Annotated in this window: 26 protein-coding genes and 1 tRNA gene; 15 read left to right on the top strand and 12 right to left on the bottom strand. The window is 64.5% G+C overall.

Annotated features, from left to right (window positions below):
- Nucleotides 1-9 precede the first annotated feature (9 nt).
- From ACP153_RS08825 to ACP153_RS08815, 3 genes are read left to right on the top strand one after another with little or no spacing between them, the layout of a single operon-like run.
- Entirely contained in the window at nucleotides 10-945 is a 936-nt protein-coding gene (locus ACP153_RS08825) for an ABC transporter substrate-binding protein (protein WP_424970609.1), read from the top strand.
- A 5-nt stretch (nucleotides 946-950) separates the two neighbouring features.
- Nucleotides 951-1,997, top strand: a complete 1,047-nt coding sequence (locus ACP153_RS08820; protein WP_424970608.1) for a FecCD family ABC transporter permease — start codon at nucleotides 951-953, stop codon at nucleotides 1,995-1,997.
- Between the two features lie 57 nt (nucleotides 1,998-2,054).
- On the top strand, nucleotides 2,055-2,771 hold the full coding sequence (locus ACP153_RS08815) for a substrate-binding domain-containing protein (protein ID WP_424970607.1): 717 nt from the start codon (nucleotides 2,055-2,057) through the stop codon (nucleotides 2,769-2,771).
- Here ACP153_RS08815 and ACP153_RS08810 read toward each other — a convergent pair.
- Both ACP153_RS08810 and metF read right to left on the bottom strand, forming a co-directional pair.
- A complete protein-coding gene (locus ACP153_RS08810) occupies nucleotides 2,758-3,225 on the bottom strand; it encodes a PaaI family thioesterase (RefSeq protein WP_424970606.1) in 468 nt (155 codons plus the stop codon). The genes ACP153_RS08815 and ACP153_RS08810 overlap by 14 nt on opposite strands.
- A gap of 66 nt (nucleotides 3,226-3,291) precedes the next feature.
- Nucleotides 3,292-4,158 carry a methylenetetrahydrofolate reductase [NAD(P)H] gene (metF, locus tag ACP153_RS08805; protein WP_424970605.1) on the bottom strand — a complete coding sequence of 289 codons (867 nt, stop codon included), beginning with the start codon at nucleotides 4,156-4,158 and terminating at the stop codon, nucleotides 3,292-3,294.
- Nucleotides 4,159-4,255: 97 nt separating this feature from the next.
- Between metF and ACP153_RS08800 the strand changes: the two genes are divergently transcribed.
- The gene (locus ACP153_RS08800; protein WP_424970770.1) at nucleotides 4,256-5,200 is read left to right on the top strand and encodes a LysR substrate-binding domain-containing protein; all 945 of its coding nucleotides are present in this window, start codon (nucleotides 4,256-4,258) and stop codon (nucleotides 5,198-5,200) included.
- A 12-nt stretch (nucleotides 5,201-5,212) separates the two neighbouring features.
- Here the strand turns inward: ACP153_RS08800 and ACP153_RS08795 are convergent, their stop codons facing one another.
- A complete protein-coding gene (locus ACP153_RS08795) occupies nucleotides 5,213-6,211 on the bottom strand; it encodes a serine hydrolase domain-containing protein (protein ID WP_424970769.1) in 999 nt (332 codons plus the stop codon).
- 114 nt (nucleotides 6,212-6,325) lie between these two features.
- Between ACP153_RS08795 and ACP153_RS08790 the strand changes: the two genes are divergently transcribed.
- Entirely contained in the window at nucleotides 6,326-7,120 is a 795-nt protein-coding gene (locus ACP153_RS08790; protein WP_424970604.1) for an inositol monophosphatase family protein, read from the top strand.
- A gap of 36 nt (nucleotides 7,121-7,156) precedes the next feature.
- Here the strand turns inward: ACP153_RS08790 and ACP153_RS08785 are convergent, their stop codons facing one another.
- Nucleotides 7,157-7,543: a GFA family protein gene (locus ACP153_RS08785; RefSeq protein ID WP_424970603.1), complete on the bottom strand. Its 387-nt coding sequence runs from the start codon at nucleotides 7,541-7,543 to the stop codon at nucleotides 7,157-7,159.
- A complete protein-coding gene (locus ACP153_RS08780; RefSeq protein WP_424970602.1) occupies nucleotides 7,540-8,286 on the bottom strand; it encodes a rhomboid family intramembrane serine protease in 747 nt (248 codons plus the stop codon). Before ACP153_RS08780 ends, ACP153_RS08785 begins: the two co-directional genes overlap by 4 nt.
- A gap of 96 nt (nucleotides 8,287-8,382) precedes the next feature.
- Between ACP153_RS08780 and ACP153_RS08775 the strand changes: the two genes are divergently transcribed.
- Both ACP153_RS08775 and ACP153_RS08770 read left to right on the top strand, forming a co-directional pair.
- Nucleotides 8,383-8,958, top strand: a complete 576-nt coding sequence (locus ACP153_RS08775) for a tetratricopeptide repeat protein (protein ID WP_424970601.1) — start codon at nucleotides 8,383-8,385, stop codon at nucleotides 8,956-8,958.
- Between the two features lie 52 nt (nucleotides 8,959-9,010).
- Nucleotides 9,011-9,096 (top strand) — tRNA-Leu (locus tag ACP153_RS08770).
- A gap of 198 nt (nucleotides 9,097-9,294) precedes the next feature.
- Here the strand turns inward: ACP153_RS08770 and ACP153_RS08765 are convergent.
- Nucleotides 9,295-9,924 carry a J domain-containing protein gene (locus ACP153_RS08765; protein ID WP_424970600.1) on the bottom strand — a complete coding sequence of 210 codons (630 nt, stop codon included), beginning with the start codon at nucleotides 9,922-9,924 and terminating at the stop codon, nucleotides 9,295-9,297.
- A 72-nt stretch (nucleotides 9,925-9,996) separates the two neighbouring features.
- Between ACP153_RS08765 and ACP153_RS08760 the strand changes: the two genes are divergently transcribed.
- Nucleotides 9,997-10,254, top strand: a complete 258-nt coding sequence (locus ACP153_RS08760; RefSeq protein WP_424970599.1) for a BolA family protein — start codon at nucleotides 9,997-9,999, stop codon at nucleotides 10,252-10,254.
- 6 nt (nucleotides 10,255-10,260) lie between these two features.
- On the opposite strand, the gene ACP153_RS08755 is transcribed toward ACP153_RS08760, so the two are convergent.
- Nucleotides 10,261-10,875 carry a DUF4177 domain-containing protein gene (locus tag ACP153_RS08755; protein WP_424970598.1) on the bottom strand — a complete coding sequence of 205 codons (615 nt, stop codon included), beginning with the start codon at nucleotides 10,873-10,875 and terminating at the stop codon, nucleotides 10,261-10,263.
- 351 nt (nucleotides 10,876-11,226) lie between these two features.
- Between ACP153_RS08755 and ACP153_RS08750 the strand changes: the two genes are divergently transcribed.
- Nucleotides 11,227-11,772, top strand: coding sequence for a hypothetical protein (locus ACP153_RS08750; RefSeq protein ID WP_424970597.1), 546 nt, complete (start codon nucleotides 11,227-11,229; stop codon nucleotides 11,770-11,772).
- 80 nt (nucleotides 11,773-11,852) lie between these two features.
- Here the strand turns inward: ACP153_RS08750 and ACP153_RS08745 are convergent, their stop codons facing one another.
- From ACP153_RS08745 to ACP153_RS08725, 5 genes are all read right to left on the bottom strand, one after another.
- A complete protein-coding gene (locus tag ACP153_RS08745; protein WP_424970596.1) occupies nucleotides 11,853-13,298 on the bottom strand; it encodes a hypothetical protein in 1,446 nt (481 codons plus the stop codon).
- Between the two features lie 354 nt (nucleotides 13,299-13,652).
- Nucleotides 13,653-13,778: a hypothetical protein gene (locus ACP153_RS08740; protein WP_424970595.1), complete on the bottom strand. Its 126-nt coding sequence runs from the start codon at nucleotides 13,776-13,778 to the stop codon at nucleotides 13,653-13,655.
- Entirely contained in the window at nucleotides 13,775-14,023 is a 249-nt protein-coding gene (locus ACP153_RS08735; RefSeq protein WP_424970594.1) for a hypothetical protein, read from the bottom strand. Before ACP153_RS08735 ends, ACP153_RS08740 begins: the two co-directional genes overlap by 4 nt.
- A gap of 7 nt (nucleotides 14,024-14,030) precedes the next feature.
- Nucleotides 14,031-15,548: an Asp-tRNA(Asn)/Glu-tRNA(Gln) amidotransferase subunit GatB gene (gene gatB / locus ACP153_RS08730; protein ID WP_424970593.1), complete on the bottom strand. Its 1,518-nt coding sequence runs from the start codon at nucleotides 15,546-15,548 to the stop codon at nucleotides 14,031-14,033.
- 30 nt (nucleotides 15,549-15,578) lie between these two features.
- Nucleotides 15,579-16,199: a hypothetical protein gene (locus ACP153_RS08725; protein ID WP_424970592.1), complete on the bottom strand. Its 621-nt coding sequence runs from the start codon at nucleotides 16,197-16,199 to the stop codon at nucleotides 15,579-15,581.
- A gap of 202 nt (nucleotides 16,200-16,401) precedes the next feature.
- Between ACP153_RS08725 and ACP153_RS08720 the strand changes: the two genes are divergently transcribed.
- The 6 genes from ACP153_RS08720 to ACP153_RS08695 all read left to right on the top strand — a co-directional run bounded on the left by ACP153_RS08720 (nucleotide 16,402) and on the right by ACP153_RS08695 (nucleotide 22,685).
- On the top strand, nucleotides 16,402-16,779 hold the full coding sequence (locus ACP153_RS08720) for a hypothetical protein (protein WP_424970591.1): 378 nt from the start codon (nucleotides 16,402-16,404) through the stop codon (nucleotides 16,777-16,779).
- Nucleotides 16,780-16,875: 96 nt separating this feature from the next.
- Nucleotides 16,876-17,457: a transglycosylase SLT domain-containing protein gene (locus tag ACP153_RS08715; protein WP_424970590.1), complete on the top strand. Its 582-nt coding sequence runs from the start codon at nucleotides 16,876-16,878 to the stop codon at nucleotides 17,455-17,457.
- A 94-nt stretch (nucleotides 17,458-17,551) separates the two neighbouring features.
- A complete protein-coding gene (locus ACP153_RS08710; protein WP_424970589.1) occupies nucleotides 17,552-18,682 on the top strand; it encodes an MHYT domain-containing protein in 1,131 nt (376 codons plus the stop codon).
- Between the two features lie 231 nt (nucleotides 18,683-18,913).
- Nucleotides 18,914-19,768 (top strand): FAD binding domain-containing protein, encoded by an 855-nt coding sequence (locus ACP153_RS08705; protein WP_424970588.1) that lies wholly within the window; start codon nucleotides 18,914-18,916, stop codon nucleotides 19,766-19,768.
- A gap of 11 nt (nucleotides 19,769-19,779) precedes the next feature.
- The gene (locus tag ACP153_RS08700; RefSeq protein WP_424970587.1) at nucleotides 19,780-20,271 is read left to right on the top strand and encodes a (2Fe-2S)-binding protein; all 492 of its coding nucleotides are present in this window, start codon (nucleotides 19,780-19,782) and stop codon (nucleotides 20,269-20,271) included.
- Nucleotides 20,268-22,685, top strand: a complete 2,418-nt coding sequence (locus ACP153_RS08695) for an aerobic carbon-monoxide dehydrogenase large subunit (protein WP_424970586.1) — start codon at nucleotides 20,268-20,270, stop codon at nucleotides 22,683-22,685. The genes ACP153_RS08700 and ACP153_RS08695 overlap by 4 nt, the downstream gene beginning before the upstream one ends.
- Nucleotides 22,686-22,719 lie beyond the last annotated feature (34 nt).

Raw genomic sequence — 22,719 nt, 5'->3', positions numbered from 1 at the left:
GGCGCAGCCATGAAATTTGCCCTTACCCTCCTCGCTGGCACTTGCCTTGCCTCCACCGCCTTTGCCCAGGTCACGGTCCAGAGCTGCGATCGCGAGGTGACCTTCGATGCACCGCCCAAGGCCGCGGTCTCCCATGATGTGAACCTCACCGAGATGATGCTCGTCCTCGGACTTGCGGACCGGATGGTCGGGTATACGGGGATCTCCGGTTGGAAAACCCTCGATGAGAGCATGCGCGCGGGCGTCGAAGAGCTGCCTGAGCTGGCCGAGAAATACCCCACCAAGGAGGTGCTGATCGGCGCGGATGCGGATTTCTTCTTTGCCGGTTGGAATTACGGGATGCGCGTGGGCGGTGAGGTGACACCCGAGACCCTCGCGCCCTTCGGCATCCCGGTTTATGAGCTGACCGAGAGCTGCATCCATATCTCGGAAAAAGGGCCGGCGAGCATGGAGGACATGTATGCCGACCTGCGCAATCTGGGCGCGATCTTCGGGGTGGAGGAGCGGGCCGCATCGCTGATCTCCGGCTATGAGGCGGATCTTGCGGCCTTCACCGCCGACTTGCCCGCCCTTGCCGAAGCGCCCCGGGTTTTTGTCTATGACAGCGGCGAGGATGTGCCCTTTACCGCCGGGCGCTACGCCATGCCGAACGCGCTGATCGAGGCGGCGGGCGGCACCAACATCATGAATGATTTCGAGAAAAGCTGGGCGACCGTGGGCTGGGAAGCCGTGGTCGAGCGCAACCCGGAGGTCATCGTGATCGTCAATTACGGCTCCGTCACCGCCGAGGAGAAGCGCGCCTTCATGCGCTCCAACCCGGCCTTTGCCGAGATCGACGCGGTGAAGAATGACCGTTTCGTCACGCTGGAATACATCGAGGCGACCCCGGGCCCGCGCAATATCGGCGCTGTGAAAACCCTCGCCGCGGCCTTCCGCGCCGAGTGAGCCCCATGGCCGACACCCCGCCGAAAGGGCGCGTCCGGGCGGCGGTTTTTCCGCTCGCCATGCTCGGCGGGGGCGTCGGGCTGATCCTGTCGATCTATGCCGCGATCAGCCTCGGGGCAATCCCGATCTCCGCCCCGGTGGTCTGGGGTGTGCTTGCCAACCAGATCCTGCCCGGCGCGGTGGAGGTCACATGGTCCGCCGGGCGCGAGGCGATCATCTGGGATATCCGCTTCCCCCGGGCGCTGCTGGCCTGTTGCGTCGGGGCGGGGCTGGCTGTGGTCGGGGCGAGCCTGCAGGCGGTGACCCGCAACCCGCTGGCCGATCCTCATCTGCTGGGCATCTCGGCGGGCGCGGCTTTTGGCGCGATCCTCGCGCTCTTGCATCTGGGGCTGTTTCTCGGTCTGGCGACGGTGCCGCTCATGGCCTTTCTCGGGGCACTGGCGGCGACCCTTCTGGTGCTGGCGGTGTCGCAATTTGCTTCCGCCACCAGTGCGGGGCGGCTCATTCTGGCTGGGGTGGCTGTGTCCTTCATCGTCATGTCCCTTGCCAACATGCTGATTTTTCTCGGCGATCCACGTGCGAGCCATACGGTTGTTTTCTGGATGCTGGGGGCGCTGGGCCTCGCCCAATGGGATCAGCTGATCTATCCTTTCGCGATCCTCGTGGCCGGGGGCGCCTATCTCGGCCTGCATGCGCGTAATCTCAATGCGATGACCATCGGGGATGAGACGGCCTCGACCCTCGGGATCCCGGTGGCGCGGTTTCGCCTCTCGGTTTTCGTGGTCGGTGCGCTGATCACCGGGGCCATGGTGGCGTTTTCCGGGATCATTGGCTTTGTCGGCCTGATGGTGCCCCATATCGTGCGGCTGATCGTGGGCGGGGATTATGCGCGCGTCCTGCCGATCTCGGCGCTGCTCGGAGCGGTGTTTCTGCTCTGGGCCGATATCTGCGCGCGGCTGGTGATGGCGCCGGACGAGATGCCGATCGGGGTCGTGACCGGGCTGATTGGCGGCACGTTCTTCATCTGGCTCTTGCGGCGGCGCATCGGCTGAGGCGGTTTGCCTTCGCAGCCCTCCGCGATAGGCTCGCACCCAGCAAGGAGAGCCCCGATGCCAGCCCCAGAGATCCCCTTTATCGTGCCCATCGCCCTTCTTGAGGTGATGGAGGTGCTTGGCCCCCGCTTTGAGGCGGAGACCGGGCATCGGTTGCGCATCACCCATATGCTGAACCCCGAAGTGCCCGGCCATGTGGCGGGCGGCGCGCAGTGGGAGGTGGCGATCACCAATCCGGTCTATGTGGCCGCGATCATCGCCGCGGGGCAAAGCCCCGGCCCGAGCCACAGGGCGCTGGGTCGTGCGCCCCTGAGCTTCGCGGCGCGCGGAGAGACCGGGCGCGTTCCGGTCACTGACCCGGGCGAGATCGCGGCGCTGATCCGCGGGGCCGGACGGATCGGGGTGACCGATCAGGGCACGAGCGGCGCGCAGTTTCGCGCGTTGGCCGCGCAGCTGGGCCTTACGACCGAGATCGGGGCGAAGCTGGTCGGGCTTGAGGGGGGCGGGCCGATGCGGGCCCTGAAGGCGGGGGAGGTCGACCTCGCGGTGCTGCCCCTGACCAATGTCGCGCCCATGACGGGGGTGGAGGCTGTCGCCATTTGCCCCGAGGCGCTGGAGGTCCATGTGGATCTGTCGCTTTGCCTGAGCCATGGCGCGTCCCCGGGCGCGGAGACGCTGGCCGCGTGGCTGACCGATCCGGCGCAGGACACGGCGCTCGCGGCGCTCGGGGCGCGGCGCTTCACGCTCCAGGCTCGGGCGCTCAGCCGGCCATGATCAGGCAGGTGGTCGTCCCCGTGGCATAGAGCTTGCCATCGGCCACGCCGCGGATTTCCCCATGGGCGGTAGCTGTGGTGCGCCCCGCATGGTCGATCAGGCCCTCGGCGGTGATCTCCACCCCCGGGCGCAGGGCGCGGGTGATGTTGATCTTGTATTCCAGCGTTGTGTAGAAGCGCCCCTTCGGCACGATGGTCATCACCGCGCAGCCCATGCAGCTGTCCAGAAGGGTGCCGTACCAGCCGCCATGGACCCCGCCCATGGGGTTGCAATGGGCCTCGCTCGGGGTGCCGGTGAAGATCACGCGACCCTCTTCGACAAGGCTCAGCCCGTAGCCCATGCCATGGGCGATGGGCGGGCGGGGCAGGTCCCCGGACAGCATGTCCAGCATGAATTCCAGACCGGAGCGCGACAGCAGCGTCTCGCGATCCGCGACAGCAAAGGTTTCGGTCATGGCTCCCCCGGATGGCTTTCCGGAATGCTAGGCAGGGCGGCCGGGCAGGGCAGCCGTGACGTTGCGTCAGGCGACTTCCGACAGCTCTGCTTTGGGGGCCACGCCCAGAGCGGCACAGACCTCGCGGGTCAGCTCGGGCTTGTTCAGGGTGTAGAAATGCAGATCCTCGACCCCGCCCTCGCGCAGCTCGGTGCACATCTCGGTGGCCAGCGCGATGGAGAGCAGCTCCTCCCGGCCATCGCGGGTCGCGGCGGCAAAGGCCTCGTCGAGCCAGGCAGGGACCTTGGTGCCGCAGCGCAGGGCGAAGTTGCGGGCCTTGGCCCAGTTCTCGATCGGGAAAATGCCGGGGATGATCGGCGCGTCGATCCCGGCGGCCACGCAGCGGTCGCGGAAGCGAAAGAAGGTCTCGGCTTCAAAGAAGAACTGGGTGATTGCGGCGGAGGCGCCCGCATCGATCTTGCGCTTGAGGTAATCGACATCCGCCTGCGCGGTCGCTGCCTCCGGGTGCTGATCGGGATAGGCGCCGACGCGGATGTTGAACTTGCCCGTGGCCGCCAGCGCCTCGATCAGCTCGACCGAGCTTGCGAACCCGTCCCGGGCCGGGGTGAACCCGTCGGCGCCCTTGGGCGGGTCGCCGCGCAGGGCGACGATCTCGGTCACACCGGCCGCCGCGTAGCCCTCGGCGATCTCAAGGGTTTCGGCGCGGGTCGCTTCAACACAGGTCAGATGGGCGGCCACGTTCAGCCCGTAATTCTTGCCGATGGTGGCTACCGCGTCATGGGTCAGCTTGCGCGTGGTTCCACCCGCGCCATAGGTCACCGACACGAAGCTCGGGTCCAGGGGCGCAAGGGTCTGCACCGTGTCCCAGAGCCGGAAGGAGGCGGCGATGGATTGGGGCGGGAAGAATTCGAACGAGACGCGCGGCGCGGACATGGGATTTTCCTGATCTTGGGTTGAGCGCTGTCTCGCACACTTGCCAATCTGAGACAATTTCATAATCTTCAAGATAAACATGAAGGCGGCTCAGGTTATGCATCTGGAATTTCGACATCTGCGGACGGTCAAGGCGATCCATGAGGCGGGCGGGTTGGCCAAGGCGGCTGATATCCTGAACATCACGCAATCGGCCTTGTCTCATCAGATCAAGGGGTTGGAGGACCAGGCGGGGCTGGAGCTTTTCGTGCGCCGCTCCAAGCCGTTGAAGCTCTCGGCGGCGGGGATGCGGCTCTTGCGATTGGCGGAGCAGGTCCTGCCCCAGGTCGCGGCGTTGGAGGAGGAGTTTCGCGGCATCAAGGCGGGCAAGACCGGGCGGCTGCATATCGCCATCGAGTGCCATGCCTGTTTCGAGTGGCTCTTTCCGGTGCTGGAGCAGTTTCGCAAGGCCTGGCCTGAGGTGGATGTGGATATTCGCCCGGGGCTTCAGTTTCAGGCCCTGCCGGCCTTGCAGCGCGAGGAGGTGGATCTGGTGGTCTCTTCGGACCCGGAGGATTTGCCGGGCGTCGATTTCACACCGCTCTTTGACTATGAGCCGGTCTTCGTGGCCTCGGCCAGCCATCCTCTGGCGCAGAAATCCTATGTCGAGGCCGAGGATTTTCGCGATGAGCTGCTGATCACCTATCCGGTGGAGCGCGCGCGGCTCGACGTGTTTTCGGAGCTGTTGATCCCGGCGCGGGTGGAGCCCCGGGCGATCCGGCAGGTGGAGCTGACGGCGGTGATCCTGCTCTTGGTGGCGTCGAACCGGGGGGTTGCGGTCCTGCCCGATTGGGTGGTGCGCGAGGTGCGGTATAATTCGGATTACGTGACCCGGCCCCTGACCGAGGCGGGGGTGACCAAGCGGCTCTATGCGGCCACGCGGACCGACGAGACCACCTTGCCCTTCATGTCCCATGTGATCCGGCTGGCCCGGACAGAGCCGCTGAAACTGCAGCGGGCGGGGCAGCTTGAGGGGGCGGGAGCCTCCGGCGGGGATATTTAGAGACTTAAGGGATCAGGCGAGGCGCGCCGCGGGCAGGATGGTGCGGTCGATCAGTGTCATGAGGTCGCCGAAGTAACCGCCGGAGCGGGCGGGGCGCGTGGGGTCCGAGGTGATCGCGATGGTGATCTCGCGTGCGGGCAGGATGCAGAGGATCTGGCCCCCATAGCCGCGTGCCAGCAAGAACTCCGCCCCATCGGCGCGTCCGAGGAACCAGCCATAGCCATAGGCGAGCCCGGAGAAGCGGGAGCGCGTGCGCGGCTGGGCCGAGGCCGCGAGCCAGTCCGGGCTGATCACGGGTGTGCCGTTCCACGATCCGTTCCGGCGCACCATCTCGCCGATGCGCAGCAGGTCGAGGGGTCGCAGGGCCATCTCATTGCCGCCCAGATAGTAGCCCTGGGGATCGCGGGTCCAGGCGGGGATCTCGATGCCCAGAGGCGTGCCGATCCGCGCGCGCATCTGCGTGAGCAGGCTCTGCCCGGTGGCCTCGGTGAGGGCAGCGCCCAGCACATGGAAGCTGCCGGTGGAGTAGAGCATGCCGCGTCCGGGTGTGCCGATTTGCGGACGCGACAGGGCGTTGGCGACCCAGTTCGCGCTGGCGACCCAGCCGCCATAATTTGCACCGGAGGTCCGCTCAAGCCCGGTCTGCATGGTGACGAGATCGGCCATGGTCAGGTCCAGGACGATGGGGGCGGCGGTTTGCGGGATGAGGGCGGGCGCGACCTCGGCGAGGCGGGCGCCGGGGCCCGGGACCTCGGCCCGGTCGATTGCCGCGCCAAGGAGTAGCGCCACGAGGGATTTCGAGACAGATTTGATCGGCGCCGGGCGCGCCAGGCTGGGGCCGCGAAACGCCTCGGCCAGCACGGTCTCACCCCGATGGGCGATGGCAAGGCTGTGGAGCTGGTCGAGCCTGCGCGCGGCGTCCCCCACGGCGCCCCAGGAGGGGCTGGCGCGCCCGGGATGAGGGATCAGGGCAGCGGCGGTTAGGGCGAGGGCAGAGCGTCGGGTCAGCATCCCTCCCATATGGGGACGCGAACGGCCAAGACCAGCCGTCGCATGGGGCGTTTGGGGGTTGGCAGGGCGCAGCCCCTTGTCTATAGGCATGCGCTGGAATTCAGGAGGCCGGGAATGGCGATTGGAAGTGCAAACCTCAACGTGATGATCAAGGCCGCGCGGGCCGCGGGGCGCAGCCTCGTCAAGGATTTTCGCGAGGTGGAGAACCTCCAGGCCTCGATGAAGGGCGCTGGGGATTTCGTCAGTCGCGCGGATCTGCGCGCGCAGGAGATCCTGGAGACCGAGCTGCGCGAGGCCCGGCCGAATTACGGCTGGCTGGCCGAGGAGAGCAAGACCGAGGTTGTGGGCGCGGACCCGACCCGGCGCTGGATCGTGGATCCGCTGGACGGGACGACGAATTTCCTGCACGGCATGCCCCATTGGGCGGTGTCCATCGCGCTGGAGCATAAGGGCGAGGTCGTGGCGGGGGTCGTGTTCGACGCGGCCAAGGACGAGATGTTCTTTGCCGAGAAGGGGCAGGGCGCCTGGATGAACCAGACGCGGATGCGGGTCTCGTCGCGCCGGGCGATGATCGAGTCGGTCTTTGCCACTGGGCTGCCCTTTGCCAACAACAAATACCTGCCTGCGGCGCTGAGCGATCTGGGTCAGCTTCTGCCCCAATGCGCGGGCGTGCGGCGCTGGGGGGCGGCGGCGCTCGATCTGGCCTATGTGGCCGCAGGCCGCTACGAGGGCTTCTGGGAGCGGGGGCTGAAGCCCTGGGACATCGCGGCAGGCATCGTGCTCGTGCGCGAGGCTGGCGGGCTGGTGGAGCCGATCCGCGAGGGGCAGACCCTGCTGGAGGATGGCCATATCCTTGCGGCGAATGAGCCGATTTTCAGCAAGTTCTCCCAAACCATCCGCGCGCGCTGAGCCCGGGCGGCCCATCGGGCCGCACGAGATCCGATGCTAGTCGGGGGCGGAATCTGACACGTGGTTCACGCCATCTGCCCAAGGCACCTCGCCCAGATCGCGCGGGTTCACCCCGTCGAGCCCGCCCACATTCACCCCGTACTCGCTTGGGTCCGAGCGGCGCTGGTGATGGGTATAGATGCCGCAGTTTCCGCAGAAGTAGTGCTTCGCCGTATGGGTGCCCCAGGTGTAAAGCCGCAAGGCCTCTTCCCCCCGCACAACCCGCAGATTCGGCAGCTTCACCGAGACCGCAATAGCGCCGCGCCGGCGACAATAGGAGCAGTCGCAGCGGCGCGCGGTGCGGAACCCGTCCGCGAGACGCAGCTCCAACACAACCGCGCCGCAATGGCAGGTCAGGCGGGTGGGGTCAGTCAGATCGCTCATCGCCGCCGCTGAACCTGCGGCACGCGGGTGCGCATCTGCCGATAGCGCGCCTCGGGGTGGTCAGGATGCCCATGGGTGCGCGACCAGAAGCCGGTCCCCCCGAGCTTCAGCCAGAGCGGCAAGACCAGCACCAGCCCGGCCACGAAGCCGCCCGCATGGGCCCAATAGGCGACACCGCCACTGCCTGCCGGGGTGGCCGCGCCGGAAAAGACCTGCATCGCGAACCAGATCGACAAGACAATCCCCGCCGGGATCGGGATGATCTTGAAAATGATCACGATGATAAAGAGCACATCCACCCGCGCCTTGGGATAGAGCAGCAGATAGCCCCCCAGAACCCCCGCAATTGCGCCGGAGGCGCCCACCATGGGGATCGGGCTCGTCGGGTCCGAGATCACCTGAGCCAAACCCGCCCCCACACCGCTCAGCAGGTAGAAGCCGAGAAAGGTGCCATGACCCATCTCATCCTCGAGATTGTCGCCAAACACCCAGAGAAACAGCATGTTTCCTGCCAGATGCATGAACCCGCCATGAAAAAACATGGAGGTGAAGATATTCGCCACTCCGCCGCCGGAAGAGAGCTGCGCAGGCACAAGGCCCCAGGTCACGAAGACCTGCATCGAGGCGCGGGGATCGCCCAAGACCGAGACATAGGACAGGAAGATCACCACATTGATCGCGATCAGCGCGAGGGTGACATAGGGCGTTCGGTTGGACGGGTTGTGGTCGCGGATCGGGAACATGGCCTAGCAGGTGCGCCTCAGAGACGCGCAGGTCAAGGGGGCGCCCTCGCGGGAACGGGATTTGACGCCCATGGAATATGCGCCAACTCTCTCGCCATGGCCCATTTCCGTCTTGCGCGCCTCAGCGCCCCGCTTCTTTGCCTGGCCCTTGCCACCCCGGCACTGGCCGAGACCTGTGCCCCGGTGCGCGACCGGAGCACGGATATCGCCGCCATTCATGAGCGTTTGCAGGCCGCGCCGTCCGAGGCGGCGGCACGCCCGCTGACCATCGCGCTGTGGCAGGTCTGGACCGAGGCGCCCGATGCCGCCGCACAGGAGCTTCTGGATCGCGGCATGGCCCAGCGGCAAAGCTATGATTTCGCCGGTGCGGTCGAGACCTTCACGGCGCTGATCGCGCTCTGTCCGGACTATGCCGAAGGGTGGAACCAGCGGGCCTTCGCCCGGTTCCTGCAGGAAGACTACGAGCCCGCGCTCGGGGACCTCGATGAGGCGCTTGCGCGCAGTCCGACCCATACGGCGGCCATGTCCGGCAAAGCCCTGACGCTGATCCGCATGGGCCGTGCGCTTCAGGCCCAATCGGTGCTGCGCGAAGCCGTGGCGCTGAACCCCTGGCTGCCGGAGCGGGTCTATCTCGCGGCGCCCCCAGACGACCCGAAAGGGCAGGAGCTTTAGCGGCGATTTTTCCGGTTGCGCGAGGCCCGCGCGCGTCCTAGCCAAGGGGGGTGCGGGCGTGATGGAATGGTAGACATATCGGACTTAAAATCCGAAGGCCTTAGTGCCGTGTGGGTTCGAGTCCCACCGCCCGTACCACGCGCCGCCAGCCCCGAAATCCTGTACGCGCGTTGCGATCTGTCGGCAGCCCCGCCGCATGCATTCTTCGCCTATAGGTTGTGCTTTTGCCCGTAGGAGTCTGGCGGGCTTGATCGGTTAAGATGATGTCGCAGAAGACCAGCGGCGCGCGGGTTCGCGCGCCAGGGGCCCGATCAGCTTTGCAGGATCAGCGCGGACTCAGCCCTTGAAGTTGCGGCTGTCCTTGATCTGATCCCAGGCCCAGACGACCTCTTGCAGCTTTTCTTCGTCACTCCGGTCGCCGCCATTCATGTCAGGGTGAAGAACCTTGATCAGTGCTTTGTAAGACTTGCGAATTTCCGGCTTTGTCCAATGGTCCTTGGCTTCCAGAATCTCGATCGCACGACGCTCGGTCGGCGGTAGCCGTCTTGTACCGGTGATCGACTTCCCGGGATTGCGGGTCGCGTTCTCTCCCAGCACTTGGTGCGGGTCGTCAACGCCCAGGCGGGCCCAGGCGCGCTCCTCGGTGGATTTCTTGAACGGTTTGGTCTCGCGGTCCCAAACCCGGTCCTTGTCCATGCGCCTGGCCATTTCTTCCTCGGACTGGCCGTTGAAGAAATTCCACTTCAGATTGTATTCGCGCGCGTGCTTCTGACAGAACCAGAAATACTCATCGAGACTGTCGGGCGATTTGGGCGCGCGGTACTTGCCGGGCTCGGTGCAGCCCTCATGTTCACACTGGCGCGTGGAGGTTTCCGAGGCGCCGGACATGCCGCGGCGGCCACGCGGATTCTTCTTCTTGGAGGACGATACAGACATATCGAACCCGAAAGGATCACTCTTGGACATGGCACCTCACTTTTCGACTCGGAGAGGAGAGTTTAATGCTTTGTTCGGGCAAGCAAAGAGGATTGCGACAAAATGGGTGTGAAAACCGAGATCGAAGGCAAGCTTCAGGCGGCGTTTGCGCCCCGCCTTCTCGAGGTGGTCGATGACAGCGAGTCCCATCGGGGCCATGCGGGGTACCAGGAGGGCGGTGAGAGCCACTGGAATGTGCATATCGCCTCGGCGGAGTTCGAGGGGATGAGTCGCATTGCCCGGCATCGCGCGGTGCATGCGGCGCTGGGGGCGGATCTCGTCGGGCGCATCCATGCGCTCGCCCTGAAGATCGAGGTCTGACGCGGTCTAGCGCTCGTCCGGCGAGGGGGGGTCATCCTCCTCGGCGGAACTCGGGCGGGTGCCCTTCATCGAGTTCAGAACCGTCAGGGTTTCCGGCGCAATCCGATCCACGCGGCGGGGCTCGATCCGTGCATCGGCAAAGGTCGGGACGCGTTTCGGGGCGGGCGGCTCGTCGGGCGCTGCCTCGGCGATGGGCTGTGGCGAGGCTGGTTGCGGGGCCGGGGGCGCCGGCTCGGGCGGCATCTCAGCGACGACTGCCGGTTCCGGGGCTACGGCGACCGGCGGTGCAGGCGGGGGCGCGGGGGCGGGAGCCGGGTCCGGCGCGGCCTCGCCGGGTGCGGGCAGCAGCTGCAGCGGGGCATCCTCGCTTGCCTCGGCTTGCGGTGTGACCGGATGCAGGGGGCGGCGGAACACCAGCAGCGTCTGAAACCGGGTCGTCTTGGAGGTCAACCCGCTCCGCTCCTCGCAGGGCAGCGTATCGGCGCGCACATACTCCCAGCCCTCGCTTGCTGCAGTGTTCATCGCCTCGGAAATGGTCACGGCAAATCTATCCTCGACCGTCTTCACGCCCTTGCGTTTGAGAGGCTTGGTCGGAGCCGGAATGGCCTTGTATTCATACATCTCCGCTGTTCCTTTTCTGCGCCGCGGCGGCACGGTATCAGGCCCGTTTCCGAGCGCAAGGGGAGGCGACATTGTCACGCTGCGTCGCCGAATCATCCGCGCGGTTTTCCGCAGATGCACAGCACATGCCGCGGACCTGTCCGCATCAGTCGTGCATCAGTGCAAAACAATGCCAGACCGCCTCGGGAATTGTTCGTGAGCTGGGACGCAGATCTCCCAAAAATTACGCAGTTGTAGAAAATTTGCCCCGATTCCCATTTACACGACGTTAGCAAACTTGTTCGAAACCTCGCGTTAACCTAAAGTGCCCTTAGCAGGTGTGTCACTTGTGAGTAACTAAGAGGGTAACCGATGAACTTAAAACCTTTAGCAGTTGCTGCTTTAGGTCTGGCCTTGCCTGGTGCGGCAAGCGCTCTGACTGAAAGCGGGAACATCAATTCCGGCGATACCGTGGATCTCCTCGCGTCGGGCTATTCCTACAATGCTGTCTTCACTGATGCAGACACGGCAGGCGTTCTGACCTTTACGTTCGAGAACACCTCCATGAGCAACGCGGCATTCGCGCTGAAGTCGACGACGATCAACCAGATCTCGCTGTTCTCCAGCTCTGCCATGTTCATGGGCGGCGTCACCACGACGTTCGGTTCTGACGTTGCAGTGACCGCAGAAGCTCAGTCCGATGACATCGACTTCACGGCCGTTGTGGCTGCGGGCGAAAGCATCACGCTGACCTATACCTATGGCGATCCGGAAATCGTGGGCACTGGCGTTGCGCCGGAGATCGACTTCCTGATCCTGGCAGAGATCGTTCCGATCCCGCTCCCGGCTGGTGGTCTGCTGCTGGGCGGCGCGCTGCTGGGCGCAGGTGCTCTGCGGAGCCGTCGCAAGGCTGCCTAAGCGCAAGCTGCGAAGTATATAAGAATAGAAAGAGGCGGGCCCGAAAGGGCTCCGCCTTTTTTCATGAGCGCGTCGGCGGTTCAGGGAAGGGCGTCCAGATCCGCGAGAATACCGTCGCGCAGACGGGTCGCTTTGCCATAGTGATATGGCGTGTTCTCTGGGGAATAGACCGTGAGCGCGTCCTCCACATGAGAGAGTGCGGCCTCCAAGGCACGCCGCGCGGCATCCCCCGAAAGCAGACGAGACCGAGACCGCTTCGCAATTGCCAAATTTACCGTCGTCATCGCCCATTTTACTGGGAGGGCATCACGTCTAAATACTTCCAACGCGGCCAAATAAGCCAATATCGCGCGGGTTAGGGCCTCTGGGTCGCCTTGCCGCTTCCCTATGACTTGGAGGGCATTCCCGAGATTGTTTTGTGTCGTGGCCCAATCGAAGGGGAGGGTATGGCGTGTTCGAATCTCTAAAGCGGCCTCATAGGCTGAAATCGCACGGGTGATGGCTTCCGGGGCGTCCTGCCGTTCCCCGAGGGTTTGCAGATCTGCGCCGAGATTGTTCTGCGTCGTGGCCCAGCGTCTTGGGAACGCTTCACGCGTAAATACTGTTAGGAGTTCTTCGTTGGCCTCGATTGCCAAGGTCAGATGGTGAGATGATTGCAACCGTTCTGAAAGTATCCCCAGGGCAACGGCTTTGTTTCCGAGGGCCTTGCCACGCTCCTCGTCGCCGCTCGCGCAGTTTTGGAGGGTGTCACCCAAAGCGATGGCAACTTCCAGATCGAAGGCGAGGCCCTTGTCGCAACCCAAGTCCTGCCGTTTTTGACGGATGGTATCGAGGGCATCATAGAGGGCTGCCGGGTCAGATGTCTCAAGCGTGACGCGCTTGACTTCATAAGAGACCGCAAGATCGACATTCCGGGTTAGAACCGCCTGAGCGAGACCTTTGTCATAGAGCCGGGCGAGACCGGCGGACGCGCGCTCTTCTTCGTCTTGCAGGGCGGCGGTGGCCGCCTCGATCTCGCCAGCGTCGTTGAGGGCATCCACGCGGGCGATGATTTCTGTCAGCGCGTCGTCCACATTGCTTGGCAGCCGTCCTTTGGCGCGCGCGTCCGCCGCCACTTTCAATGCGTTGCGCAGACCGGCCATGGCCGCATCGAACTCCGTCGGTGTGCCTTCGGCGTATTCATAGGCGAGGGCAATAACGAGGGCTTCGGAGAGCTTGAGTTGTTCCGCCAGTGCCGCGTTTTCCCGCAAGAGGTGCTCTGCATTGGTCTCGACCTGCTCGTCGATGGCGGTTTTGAGTTGGCGCACCTGATCCCGGCTGATCGAGAGGGTTTCACAGATAGGCATATAGTTGCGCGGTTGAGGGCGATCTACGGTCCCGGATTCAAGCTCACGGATACGTCTTTCTTTTCCCTCGTGATCCTCGAGATCGGGAAAGGATTGTTCCGCCAACTCCCTTTGCGTGAAGCCGCCTGCCTCTCGGCGCTCCTTGATCAGCGCACCGAGGCGTTTTCCGAAAGAAGACACCAATTCCGCCTGTTTCCGCCTGTTGTTCCGCCGGAGGCCGCCTCACGTGGATAAGGCAAAACCTGTCAATCTGATCCCATCGCGATGCCGGAGTAGCCCTCCGGTGGGATCCCGCTCAGCTTAACCGTGGAGAACGGCAATGAAAGAGTGGTTTGAAGATCAGGTGAGGAAAGCCTGCGGTGCCTTGTGGTGTCACCGGGCCGGGTATGTGGGACTGGCGCTGGCCTATGGTGCCGGATGTACCGGGCTGTTGGACAAGGAGGCGGTATCGCAGGTGGTTACGGGCCTCTATGTCGCTATGTCGCGCTCGCGTCGCAGAGGGGGCACTGACCAGAAAAAGAGGGGCTTCTCGGGTTACTCGGCGGCGTGTTGGCGGGCGAGTTGGGTGTCGAGCTTGCGCCGTTCCCGTCGCAGCACGAAAGCGCCGCCGGCGGCGAGGGCCAGGGCGAGCACGGGTATGATGAATTCAAAGAGCGTCATGGATCACGCGTCTCCTTCTTCAGGTACCCTAGTATATAGTGCGAAATGCCGTGCAATACCAGTCCTGCGAGCCCCCACCACAGGCTGGAGGCTGTCATCCCGGCGGAAGCGCCGGTCAGCGGGCGCAGAATGGCAAAGCCGATCAGCCCCAAGGCGAGCGCATTGGTGAAGGTCGCAAAGAGCTTCACCCGCTCGTTATAGACCAGCACCGCATCGCGGTTCGGGCGAGGGCGGCGCAGGCCCATGGGCGGGTTACTGCTGGCTCAGCTTGGCCGAGACGAGCTGGTTCACCGCCTTGGGGTTCGCCTTGCCGCCGGTCGCCTTCATGACCTGACCCACGAACCAGCCCGCGAGCTTGGGGTTCTCCTTGGCCTTGGCGACCTGGGCCGGGTTGGCAGCGATGATCTCGTCCACAGCCGCCTCGATGGCGCCGGTGTCCGTGACCTGCTTCATGCCACGCGCCTCGACGATCTCCGCTGGATCGCCGCCTTCGGTATAGACGATTTCGAACAGGTCCTTGGCGATCTTTCCCGAAATCGCATCGGCCTTGATCAGCTTGATGATCCCGGCGAGCTGCGGCGGAGAGACCGGGCTGTCCGCGATATCGTGATCTTCTTTCTTCAGCCGACCGAAGAGCTCGTTGATCACCCAGTTGGCCGCGAGCTTGCCATCGCCCGCCTCACCGGCCACGGCCTCGAAATAGGCGGCGTTGGTGGTGTCGGCGGTCAACACGCTCGCATCATAATCCGACAGGCCGAACTCCCCCATGAAGCGGGCCTTCTTCGTATCGGGCAGCTCGGGCAGGGCAGAGGCGATGTCATCGACCCAAGCTTGCTCGATCTCCAGGGGCAGAAGGTCGGGATCGGGGAAGTAGCGGTAGTCATGCGCCTCTTCCTTGGAGCGCATGGAGCGCGTCTCGCCCTTATCCGGATCATAGAGCCGGGTCTCCTGATCGACGCTGCCGCCATCCTCGATGATCGCGATCTGGCGGCGGGCCTCGTGCTCAATCGCCTGCTGGATAAAACGCAGGGAGTTCATGTTCTTGATTTCGCAGCGCGTGCCGAGATGGGAGAAATCCTGCGTCGCCTGATACTTCTCGTAGTCGCCGGGCCGACAGACGGAGACGTTCACATCCGCCCGCAGGTTGCCGTTCTGCATGTTGCCGTCACAGGTGCCGAGATAGCGCATGATCTGGCGCAGCTTCGAGACATAGGCGGCAGCCTCTTCGGGGCCGCGAATGTCCGGGCGCGAGACGATCTCCATCAGGGCGACGCCCGTGCGGTTCAGATCCACGAAGGACATGTGCGGGTCCATGTCATGGATCGACTTGCCCGCATCCTGCTCCAGATGGATCCGCTCAATCCGCACCACGCGGGCCGTGCCATCGCCAAGTTCCACCAGCACTTCGCCTTCGCCCACGATCGGGTGGTAGAGCTGGCTGATCTGATAGCCCTGGGGCAGGTCCGGATAGAAGTAGTTCTTGCGGTCAAAGGCCGAGCGGAGATTGATCGCCGCCTTCAGGCCCAGACCCGTGCGCACCGCCTGGGCCACGCATTCCTCGTTGATCACCGGCAGCATCCCCGGCATGCCCGCATCCACGAAGGCCACGTTGGAATTCGGCTCGGCGCCGAACAGGGTCGAGGCCCCGGAGAACAGCTTGGCATTGGTGGCGACCTGGGCGTGGACTTCGAGCCCGATCACCAGTTCCCAATCCTCCCGCGCGCCCGCGATGACCTTGGGCTTCGGGGTGTCATATGTGAGGTCGAGCATGGTTTGTCTCCGCCAGTGAACGCAGCGGTTTTAGGGGAGGCGCGGGGGCGGGGCAAGGCGCATTGCGCGGCTCTGGGCGCGCTGTCGCCTTGCAAGGCGGAGCCCGCCGACCACACCGAGCGCGCCGATCAGCAACCCGCCCCCGGCGGGCAGGGGCACGGGCGCAAGAATGCCGTTGATCGTGAGCGCCGCGCGGGTGGCCGTGCTGTCATTGCCGAGGCCGAAATTGACGATGCTGTCCCGGTTCACCGCCCGCAGGATGTGATCGGCACCATAGAGCGCCAGGAGGTCCAGCTCGACCGTGAAACTGTCGAAATTCGCAGGTCCGCCGAACGGGTTGGAGATGAACTTACCATCGAGGAACAGGCGATCCGTCACCGGGGCGTCGCCACCGGTCTTCGCATCAAGAACCAACGTCGCGGACAGCACCTGGCTGAGCTCGCCTCCGTTCAGTTGCGCGGAGAGGTCATAGGACCAGCTCGTGCCTTCGTCTGTTACATCATTCAGGCGGCTCGGGCCCGGATTGCCCCCGATATCGCTGATCAGGAAATCGCCATTCGTTGTCGTCTCGGCAACCACTTGCGCCGGGTTCGGATCCCCGATCGCCAGACCGGTCAGGGTGATTGGCGTGGCATGGGCGGCGCTGGCCATTGCGGCGCAAAAAAGACAAGAGATCAGGGATGGGAATTTCATAAGGAAAGCTCTCGTTAAGGAAACAGTTCAGTAACCCTAACACAGCTCAGCCAAACCGCCGCGGGAAATCGCGGGTCGAGGGAGGCACCTTTTTCTAACTCTGCTCTAACGCCCTTTCGCTCAGCCTTCCGGACATGGTTTCAGCAAAAGGAGTTTAGCAATGCGATTTCCTCAGATGTTTCACGCACGGACCGGGGCCGTTCTTACCCTTCTCCTCCTCGGCATGCTCTCGCCGCAGCTGGCAATGGCCCAGACCCAGTTGCAGATGCAGGCCCGCCCGGAGGCCTCGACACGCCCCGGGCCGCAATCCTTCGGCACACAGGAGAGGCGGCAGCGGGCCGTCATGGATCTTGATTGCGGGAACAAGACCTATCGGCTGGATACGGGCAACGACACGGGCAGTTGCGGGGCCTACACCAATGAGGCCGGGGTCGTTGTGGTGACCTGCACCGATGGTACCGAGATCCTGGTGGAGGCGAACTGCACGGGCGGCTGCGTGCAGGCCAGCGGCACCGGCTCCTGTACGATCAATCCCTGACGCGGCTGGCCGATCTTTGCCATATCCGCGCTTGGTGCTGGCCTTGTCCCCCGGGATCGGTCAGCTTTGGCGCATAATCGGACAGGGGATCGGATCATGGCTTATCTCGCGCGGCTCTTGGGGCTGATCAGCCTCTGCCTTGTGGCGGCCTGCAGCGGGCGGGCCGAGCGCGGGACCTCGGATCTGCCGGTGACGCAATGGGATTTCCGCCCCGATGCGGAGGTTCTGACCGAGGCGGCGCTGGCCGCGCTCGCCACCCATGGCGCGGCGCTGCCAGCGGGAACCCCGGCGGATGTCCGCGACTGGTGCCCGGCCTATCTGCGCGCAGATACCGAGGATCGCGCAGCCTTCTGGACCGGATTTCTCTCGGCGCTGGCGAAATACGAGAGCACCTGGAACCCGGAGGCCGTGGGCGGGGGCGGGCAGTGGTTCGGCCTGACGCAAATCTCCCCGGCGACGGCGCGGGGCTATGGCTGCCGGGCGACCACGGGTAGCGCCTTGCTCGATGGTCCGGCGAACCTGTCCTGCGCGATCCGCATCATGGCGGTAACCGTGCCGCGCGATGGGGTGATCGCCGAGGGGCGCGGGGGCGTGGCCGCCGATTGGGCGCCGTTGCTGAGCGCCTCCAAGCGCGAGTCCATGCGGGCCTGGACCGCCACGCAACCCTATTGCCGGTAACTGTCCAGAGCGCGTGACACTCTAATGTGATGGACGGCAGACGGGCTTGGGCCTATTTTATTTCCTGCACGGAGCAACTGGGGAGGGGAGCCGCGTGCTGGAGGTGTCCCATAATGGATGGCTGGTGGCCGCGTCCTTGGCGGTCGCGCTCATGGCCGGGTTCACGGGATTGTCCCTGACGAAAGGGGCGTCGTCCCTGCCTGCGGGGCCGCGCAAGACACGGGTCGCCATGGCCGCCGTCGCCTTGGGGGGCGGGATCTGGGCGATGCATTTCGTGGCCATGCTGGGGCTGCAACTGCCGATCCTGTTTTACTACGACCCTCTGATCACCCTGATCTCGGCCTTGGTGGCGATCCTCATTGTCGGGGTGGCGCTGCTGATCCTGCATTTCCTCCCGAGGTCTCGACGAACGATCACCCTGGCCGGGCTCTGCGTCGGGATCGGCATTCCGGTCATGCACTATATCGGCATGTCGGGGATGCGCCTGTGCCAACCGGACTACACCCTGATCGGATTGCTGGAGGCCGGAGCGGCTTCGATCCTGCTCGGGGTGGCCGCGATTTGGATCGCCTATGGGGAGCGGACCTATCGCAACATCCTGCTCGGCACGCTCTTCTTCGGGCTCGCAGTCTTCGCGGTGCATTTCGTGGCCATGTATGGCACCTCCTTCACGGCGATCGAGGGCGCGTCCGCCGGCGGCCCGCTGATCAGCAACGCGACGCTGGCCCTGATCGTGGCGGTGATCGCCTTCGTGATTTGCGGGGCGTTCCTGCTGTCCAGCGTGACGCTCCTCCCAGCGGTGGAGGGGCAGCAGCGCGCGCCCTTGGCAGAGCCGGATCACCCCCTCGAGGAGGAGCCGATCCCCGCACCCGTGGAGGTGACGCAAGACATCAAGTCCGTTCCTTATGAGCTTGATGGCAGGACGCTTTTCGTGGACAGCCAGGACGTCACCGCGATCCGCGCTGAAGGGCATTATACGATCCTCTATCGCGGCGCGCAGAAGCTCTTTTGCCCCTGGTCGATCTCCGATGCGGAGGCACGCCTGCCCAAGGGGCGCTTCGTCCGGGCCCATCGCAGCTACCTCGTGAACCCGGCCCATGTCACCGGATTCGAGCGCAAGAAGGATAATGGCGTCGTGTTTTTCGACGCATCCGGCGCGCTCGAAAAGGTGCCAGTCAGCCGCTCCCGGCTGCAGGATGTGCGCCTCGCCCTCGGCCTCGTCTGACCCCGCGCGGCCCTTTCCTTTCGTCACACCACCGCATCGCAGGTCCGCCCAGACCCGCTTTCGCCTCATGCGCGAGGGCCCTCGCAACTCGTGCGCCATATGCGCAACTCGTGAAATGCGCCTCTCGATCCATGCGTCGGCGGTGGGTCTGCGGCAGGGCGCCGCACTAGCGTCGCAACCCACGGCAGATGGGCGCCCAAGACGCCCCCGACCCAGAGGAGGACCCCCGCGATGATACCATCGGGTTTTGAATACCACCGGCCGACGGACCTGGCCGCAGCGCTCAGCGTGTTGCAGACACATGGTGACGAGGCGCGCTGTCTCGCGGGCGGGCACAGCCTGATCCCGATGATGAAGCTGCGCATGGCCGCGGTTGAGCATCTGGTGGATCTGCAGGACATCGCCGAGCTGCGCGAGATCTCGGTCGAGGGCGCCCGGATCACCATTGGCGCGATGGTCACCCAGCATGCGCTGATCACCTCGGACGCGCTCAACGCTGCGGCACCGCTCCTGCGCGAGGCGGCAGAGCAGATCGCGGATCCGCAGGTGCGCTATATGGGGACCGTGGGCGGGAACGTCGCCAATGGTGATCCGGGCAATGACATGCCCGGCCTGATGCAGGCGCTGGATGCCACTTTCACCCTGTTGGGTCCGGACGGGTCCCGCGAGGTTGCGGCGCGGGAGTTCTTCGAAGGCGCCTATACGACCCTGCGCGAGGACGAAGAAATCCTGACCAAGATCGCCTTTGACGCCCATGCCAAGGGCTTCGCCTATGAAAAACAAAAGCGGAAGATCGGCGACTATGCCACCGCCGCCGCCGCCGTCCTGATCGAGAAGGATGGGATGGTCGCGGGCAAGGTGGATATCGCCATGACGAACCTGAGCGATACGCCGGTCTATTCCGAGGCCGCTGGGGCCGCCCTCTCGGGCACTTGCTGCGATGCGGAGGCGGTGAAGGCCGCTGTGGCTGCGATGCTGAACGATATCGACCCGATGCCCGACAATCGCGGGCCGATCGAGTTTAAACGCCATGTGGCGGGCGTGATCCTTGGCCGGGCGATTGCCCGCGCCTGGTCGCGCGCGTGAGGGAGAGAGACATGAGCAAGATGCACATCAAGATGACCGTGAACGGCAAGCAGGAAGAAATGCTGGCCGAACCGCGCGAGCTGCTGATCTACGTGTTGCGGGAGCGGCTGAACATCACCGGCCCCCATGTCGGGTGCGAGACTTCCCATTGTGGGGCCTGCACGGTGGAGATGGACGGCAAATCCGTCAAAGCCTGCACCGTGTTCGCGGCCCAGGCCAACGGGGCTGACATCACCACGGTGGAGGGGCTGGGCGATCCCGATGACCTCCACGTGCTGCAGCGGATGTTCAAGGAGCATCACGGGCTGCAATGCGGCTACTGCACGCCGGGGATGATCACCCGGGCGCATCGGCTCCTGCAGGAAAACCCGAACCCGACCGAGGAGGAGGTGCGCTTTGGCATGGCCGGTAATCTCTGCCGCTGCACCGGGTACCAGAACATCGTCAAATCCATCCTGGCCGCTGCGTCCGAGATGAATGCCGCGAAGGAGGCTGCAGAATGAATGATATGTCTCCCACCCGCGAGGAGCGGGTCGAAAAGCTCAAGGGTCTCGGGTCTTCGCGCAAGCGGGTCGAGGATGCGCGGTTCACGCAAGGCAAGGGCAACTATGTCGATGACGTGAAGCTGCCCGGCATGTTGCACGGGGATTTCGTGCGCTCCCCCTATGCCCATGCGCGGGTGGTTTCGATCAATATCGAGGCTGCCATGGCGCTGCCCGGCGTGGTCGCGGTGCTGACCGCCAAGGATCTGGAGCCTCTGAGCTTGCACTGGATGCCGACGCTCGCAGGCGACAAGCAGATGGTGCTGGCCGATGGCAAGGTGCTGTTTCAGGGGCAGGAGGTCGCCTTTGTCGTGGCCGAGGACCGCTACATCGCCGCCGATGCGGTGGAGCTGGTGGAGGTCGAGTATGAAGAGCTCGACGTGCTGGTCGATCCGTTCGAAGCGCTGAAATCGGACATCGTCCTGCGCGAGGATCTGGAGCCCGGGGCCGATGGCGCCCATGGCCCCCGCCGTCATCACAACCACATTTTCCTCTGGGAGGAGGGCGACAAGGCCGCCACCGAACAGGTGATCGACAATGCCGAGGTCGTGGCAGAGGAGATGGTCTATTACCACCGGACGCACCCATGTCCGCTGGAGACCTGCGGCTCCGTGGCGAGCATGGACAAGGTGAATGGCAAGCTTACCCTCTGGGGCACGTTCCAGGCCCCCCATGTGGTGCGGACCGTGGCGTCGCTCCTGTCCGGGATCGAAGAGCACAATATCCGCGTGATCTCGCCCGATATCGGTGGCGGGTTCGGCAACAAGGTCGGGGTCTATCCGGGCTATGTCTGCTCCATCGTGGCCTCGATTGTCACCGGCAAGCCGGTGAAGTTCATCGAGGACCGGATGGACAACCTGATGGCCACGGCCTTCGCCCGGGATTACTGGATGAAGGGCAAGATTTCGGCGACCAAAGAGGGCAAGATCACCGGGCTGCACTGCCATGTGACCGCCGACCACGGGGCCTTCGACGCCTGCGCCGACCCCACCAAGTTTCCCGCCGGGTTCTTCCATATCTGCACCGGGTCCTATGACATTCCGGTGGCCTATGTGGGCGTCGACGGGGTCTATACCAACAAGGCCCCGGGGGGCGTGGCCTATCGGTGTTCCTTCCGCGTCACCGAAGCCGCCTATTTCATCGAGCGGATGATCGAAGTGCTGGCGATGGAGCTGGATATGGACGCGGCAGAGCTGCGCCGGATCAACTTTATCAAGACCGATCAGTTCCCCTATCAGTCCGCGCTCGGCTGGGAGTTCGACAGTGGCGACTACCATACCGCCTGGGACAAGGCGCTGGCGGCGGTCGATTACGAAGGGCTTCGCAAGGAGCAGGCCGAGCGGGTCGAGGCCTTCAAGCGCGGCGAGACCCGCAAGCTCTTGGGCATTGGCCTGACCCATTTTACCGAGATCGTCGGCGCGGGGCCGGTGAAGAACTGCGACATCCTCGGGATGGGCATGTTCGACAGCTGCGAGATCCGCATTCACCCGACCGGCTCTGCGGTCGCGCGGCTCGGCACGATCAGTCAGGGGCAGGGGCATGCAACAACCTTTGCTCAGATCCTCGCGTCGGAGACCGGCATCCCCGCCGACAGCATCACCATCGAGGAGGGTGACACCGATACCGCACCTTACGGTCTCGGGACCTACGGCTCTCGCTCGACCCCGGTGGCGGGGGCGGCGACCGCGCTGGCGGGGCGCAAGATCCGCGCCAAGGCGCAGATGATTGCGGCCTATCTGCTCGAGGTTCATGACAACGATGTGGAATGGGACGTGGATCGCTTCGTGGTCAAGGGCGCGTCGGAGCGGTTCAAGACGATCCAGGAGGTCGCCTATGCGGCCTATAATCAGGCCATTCCAGGCGTCGAGCCTGGGCTCGAGGCGGTCAGCTACTACGACCCGCCCAACATGACCTATCCGTTCGGGGCTTATATCTGCGTCATGGAGATCGACGTGGACACGGGCGAGCATGAAATCCGGCAGTTCTATGCGCTGGATGATTGCGGCACCCGGATCAACCCGATGGTCATCGAGGGGCAGGTCCATGGGGGCCTGACCGAGGCGCTCGCCATCGCCATGGGCCAGGAAATTGCCTATGACGATATCGGCAACTGCAAGACCGGGACGTTGATGGATTTCTTCATCCCGACCGCCTGGGAGACGCCGAACTACACCACCGACTTCACCGAGACCCCGAGCCCCCATCACCCGATCGGGGCCAAGGGTGTGGGCGAGAGCCCGAATGTCGGGGGCGTTCCGGCCTTCTCGAACGCGGTGCATGACGCTTTCCGGGCCTTTGGCCTCCGGCAGAGCCACATGCCCCATGACCATTGGCGGATCTGGAAGACCGCCAACGATCTCGGCCTCCACGGCTGAGGAGCGAGGGGACGCGAGGGAGGCGTGCAAGCCG

This window comes from Dinoroseobacter sp. S76, assembly GCF_049801095.1.
In the GTDB taxonomy this organism is placed as follows: Bacteria; Pseudomonadota; Alphaproteobacteria; order Rhodobacterales; family Rhodobacteraceae; genus Dinoroseobacter.
The sequence above is the reverse complement of the archived record's forward strand: the minus strand, read 5'-3'. Positions and strand labels throughout refer to the sequence as shown.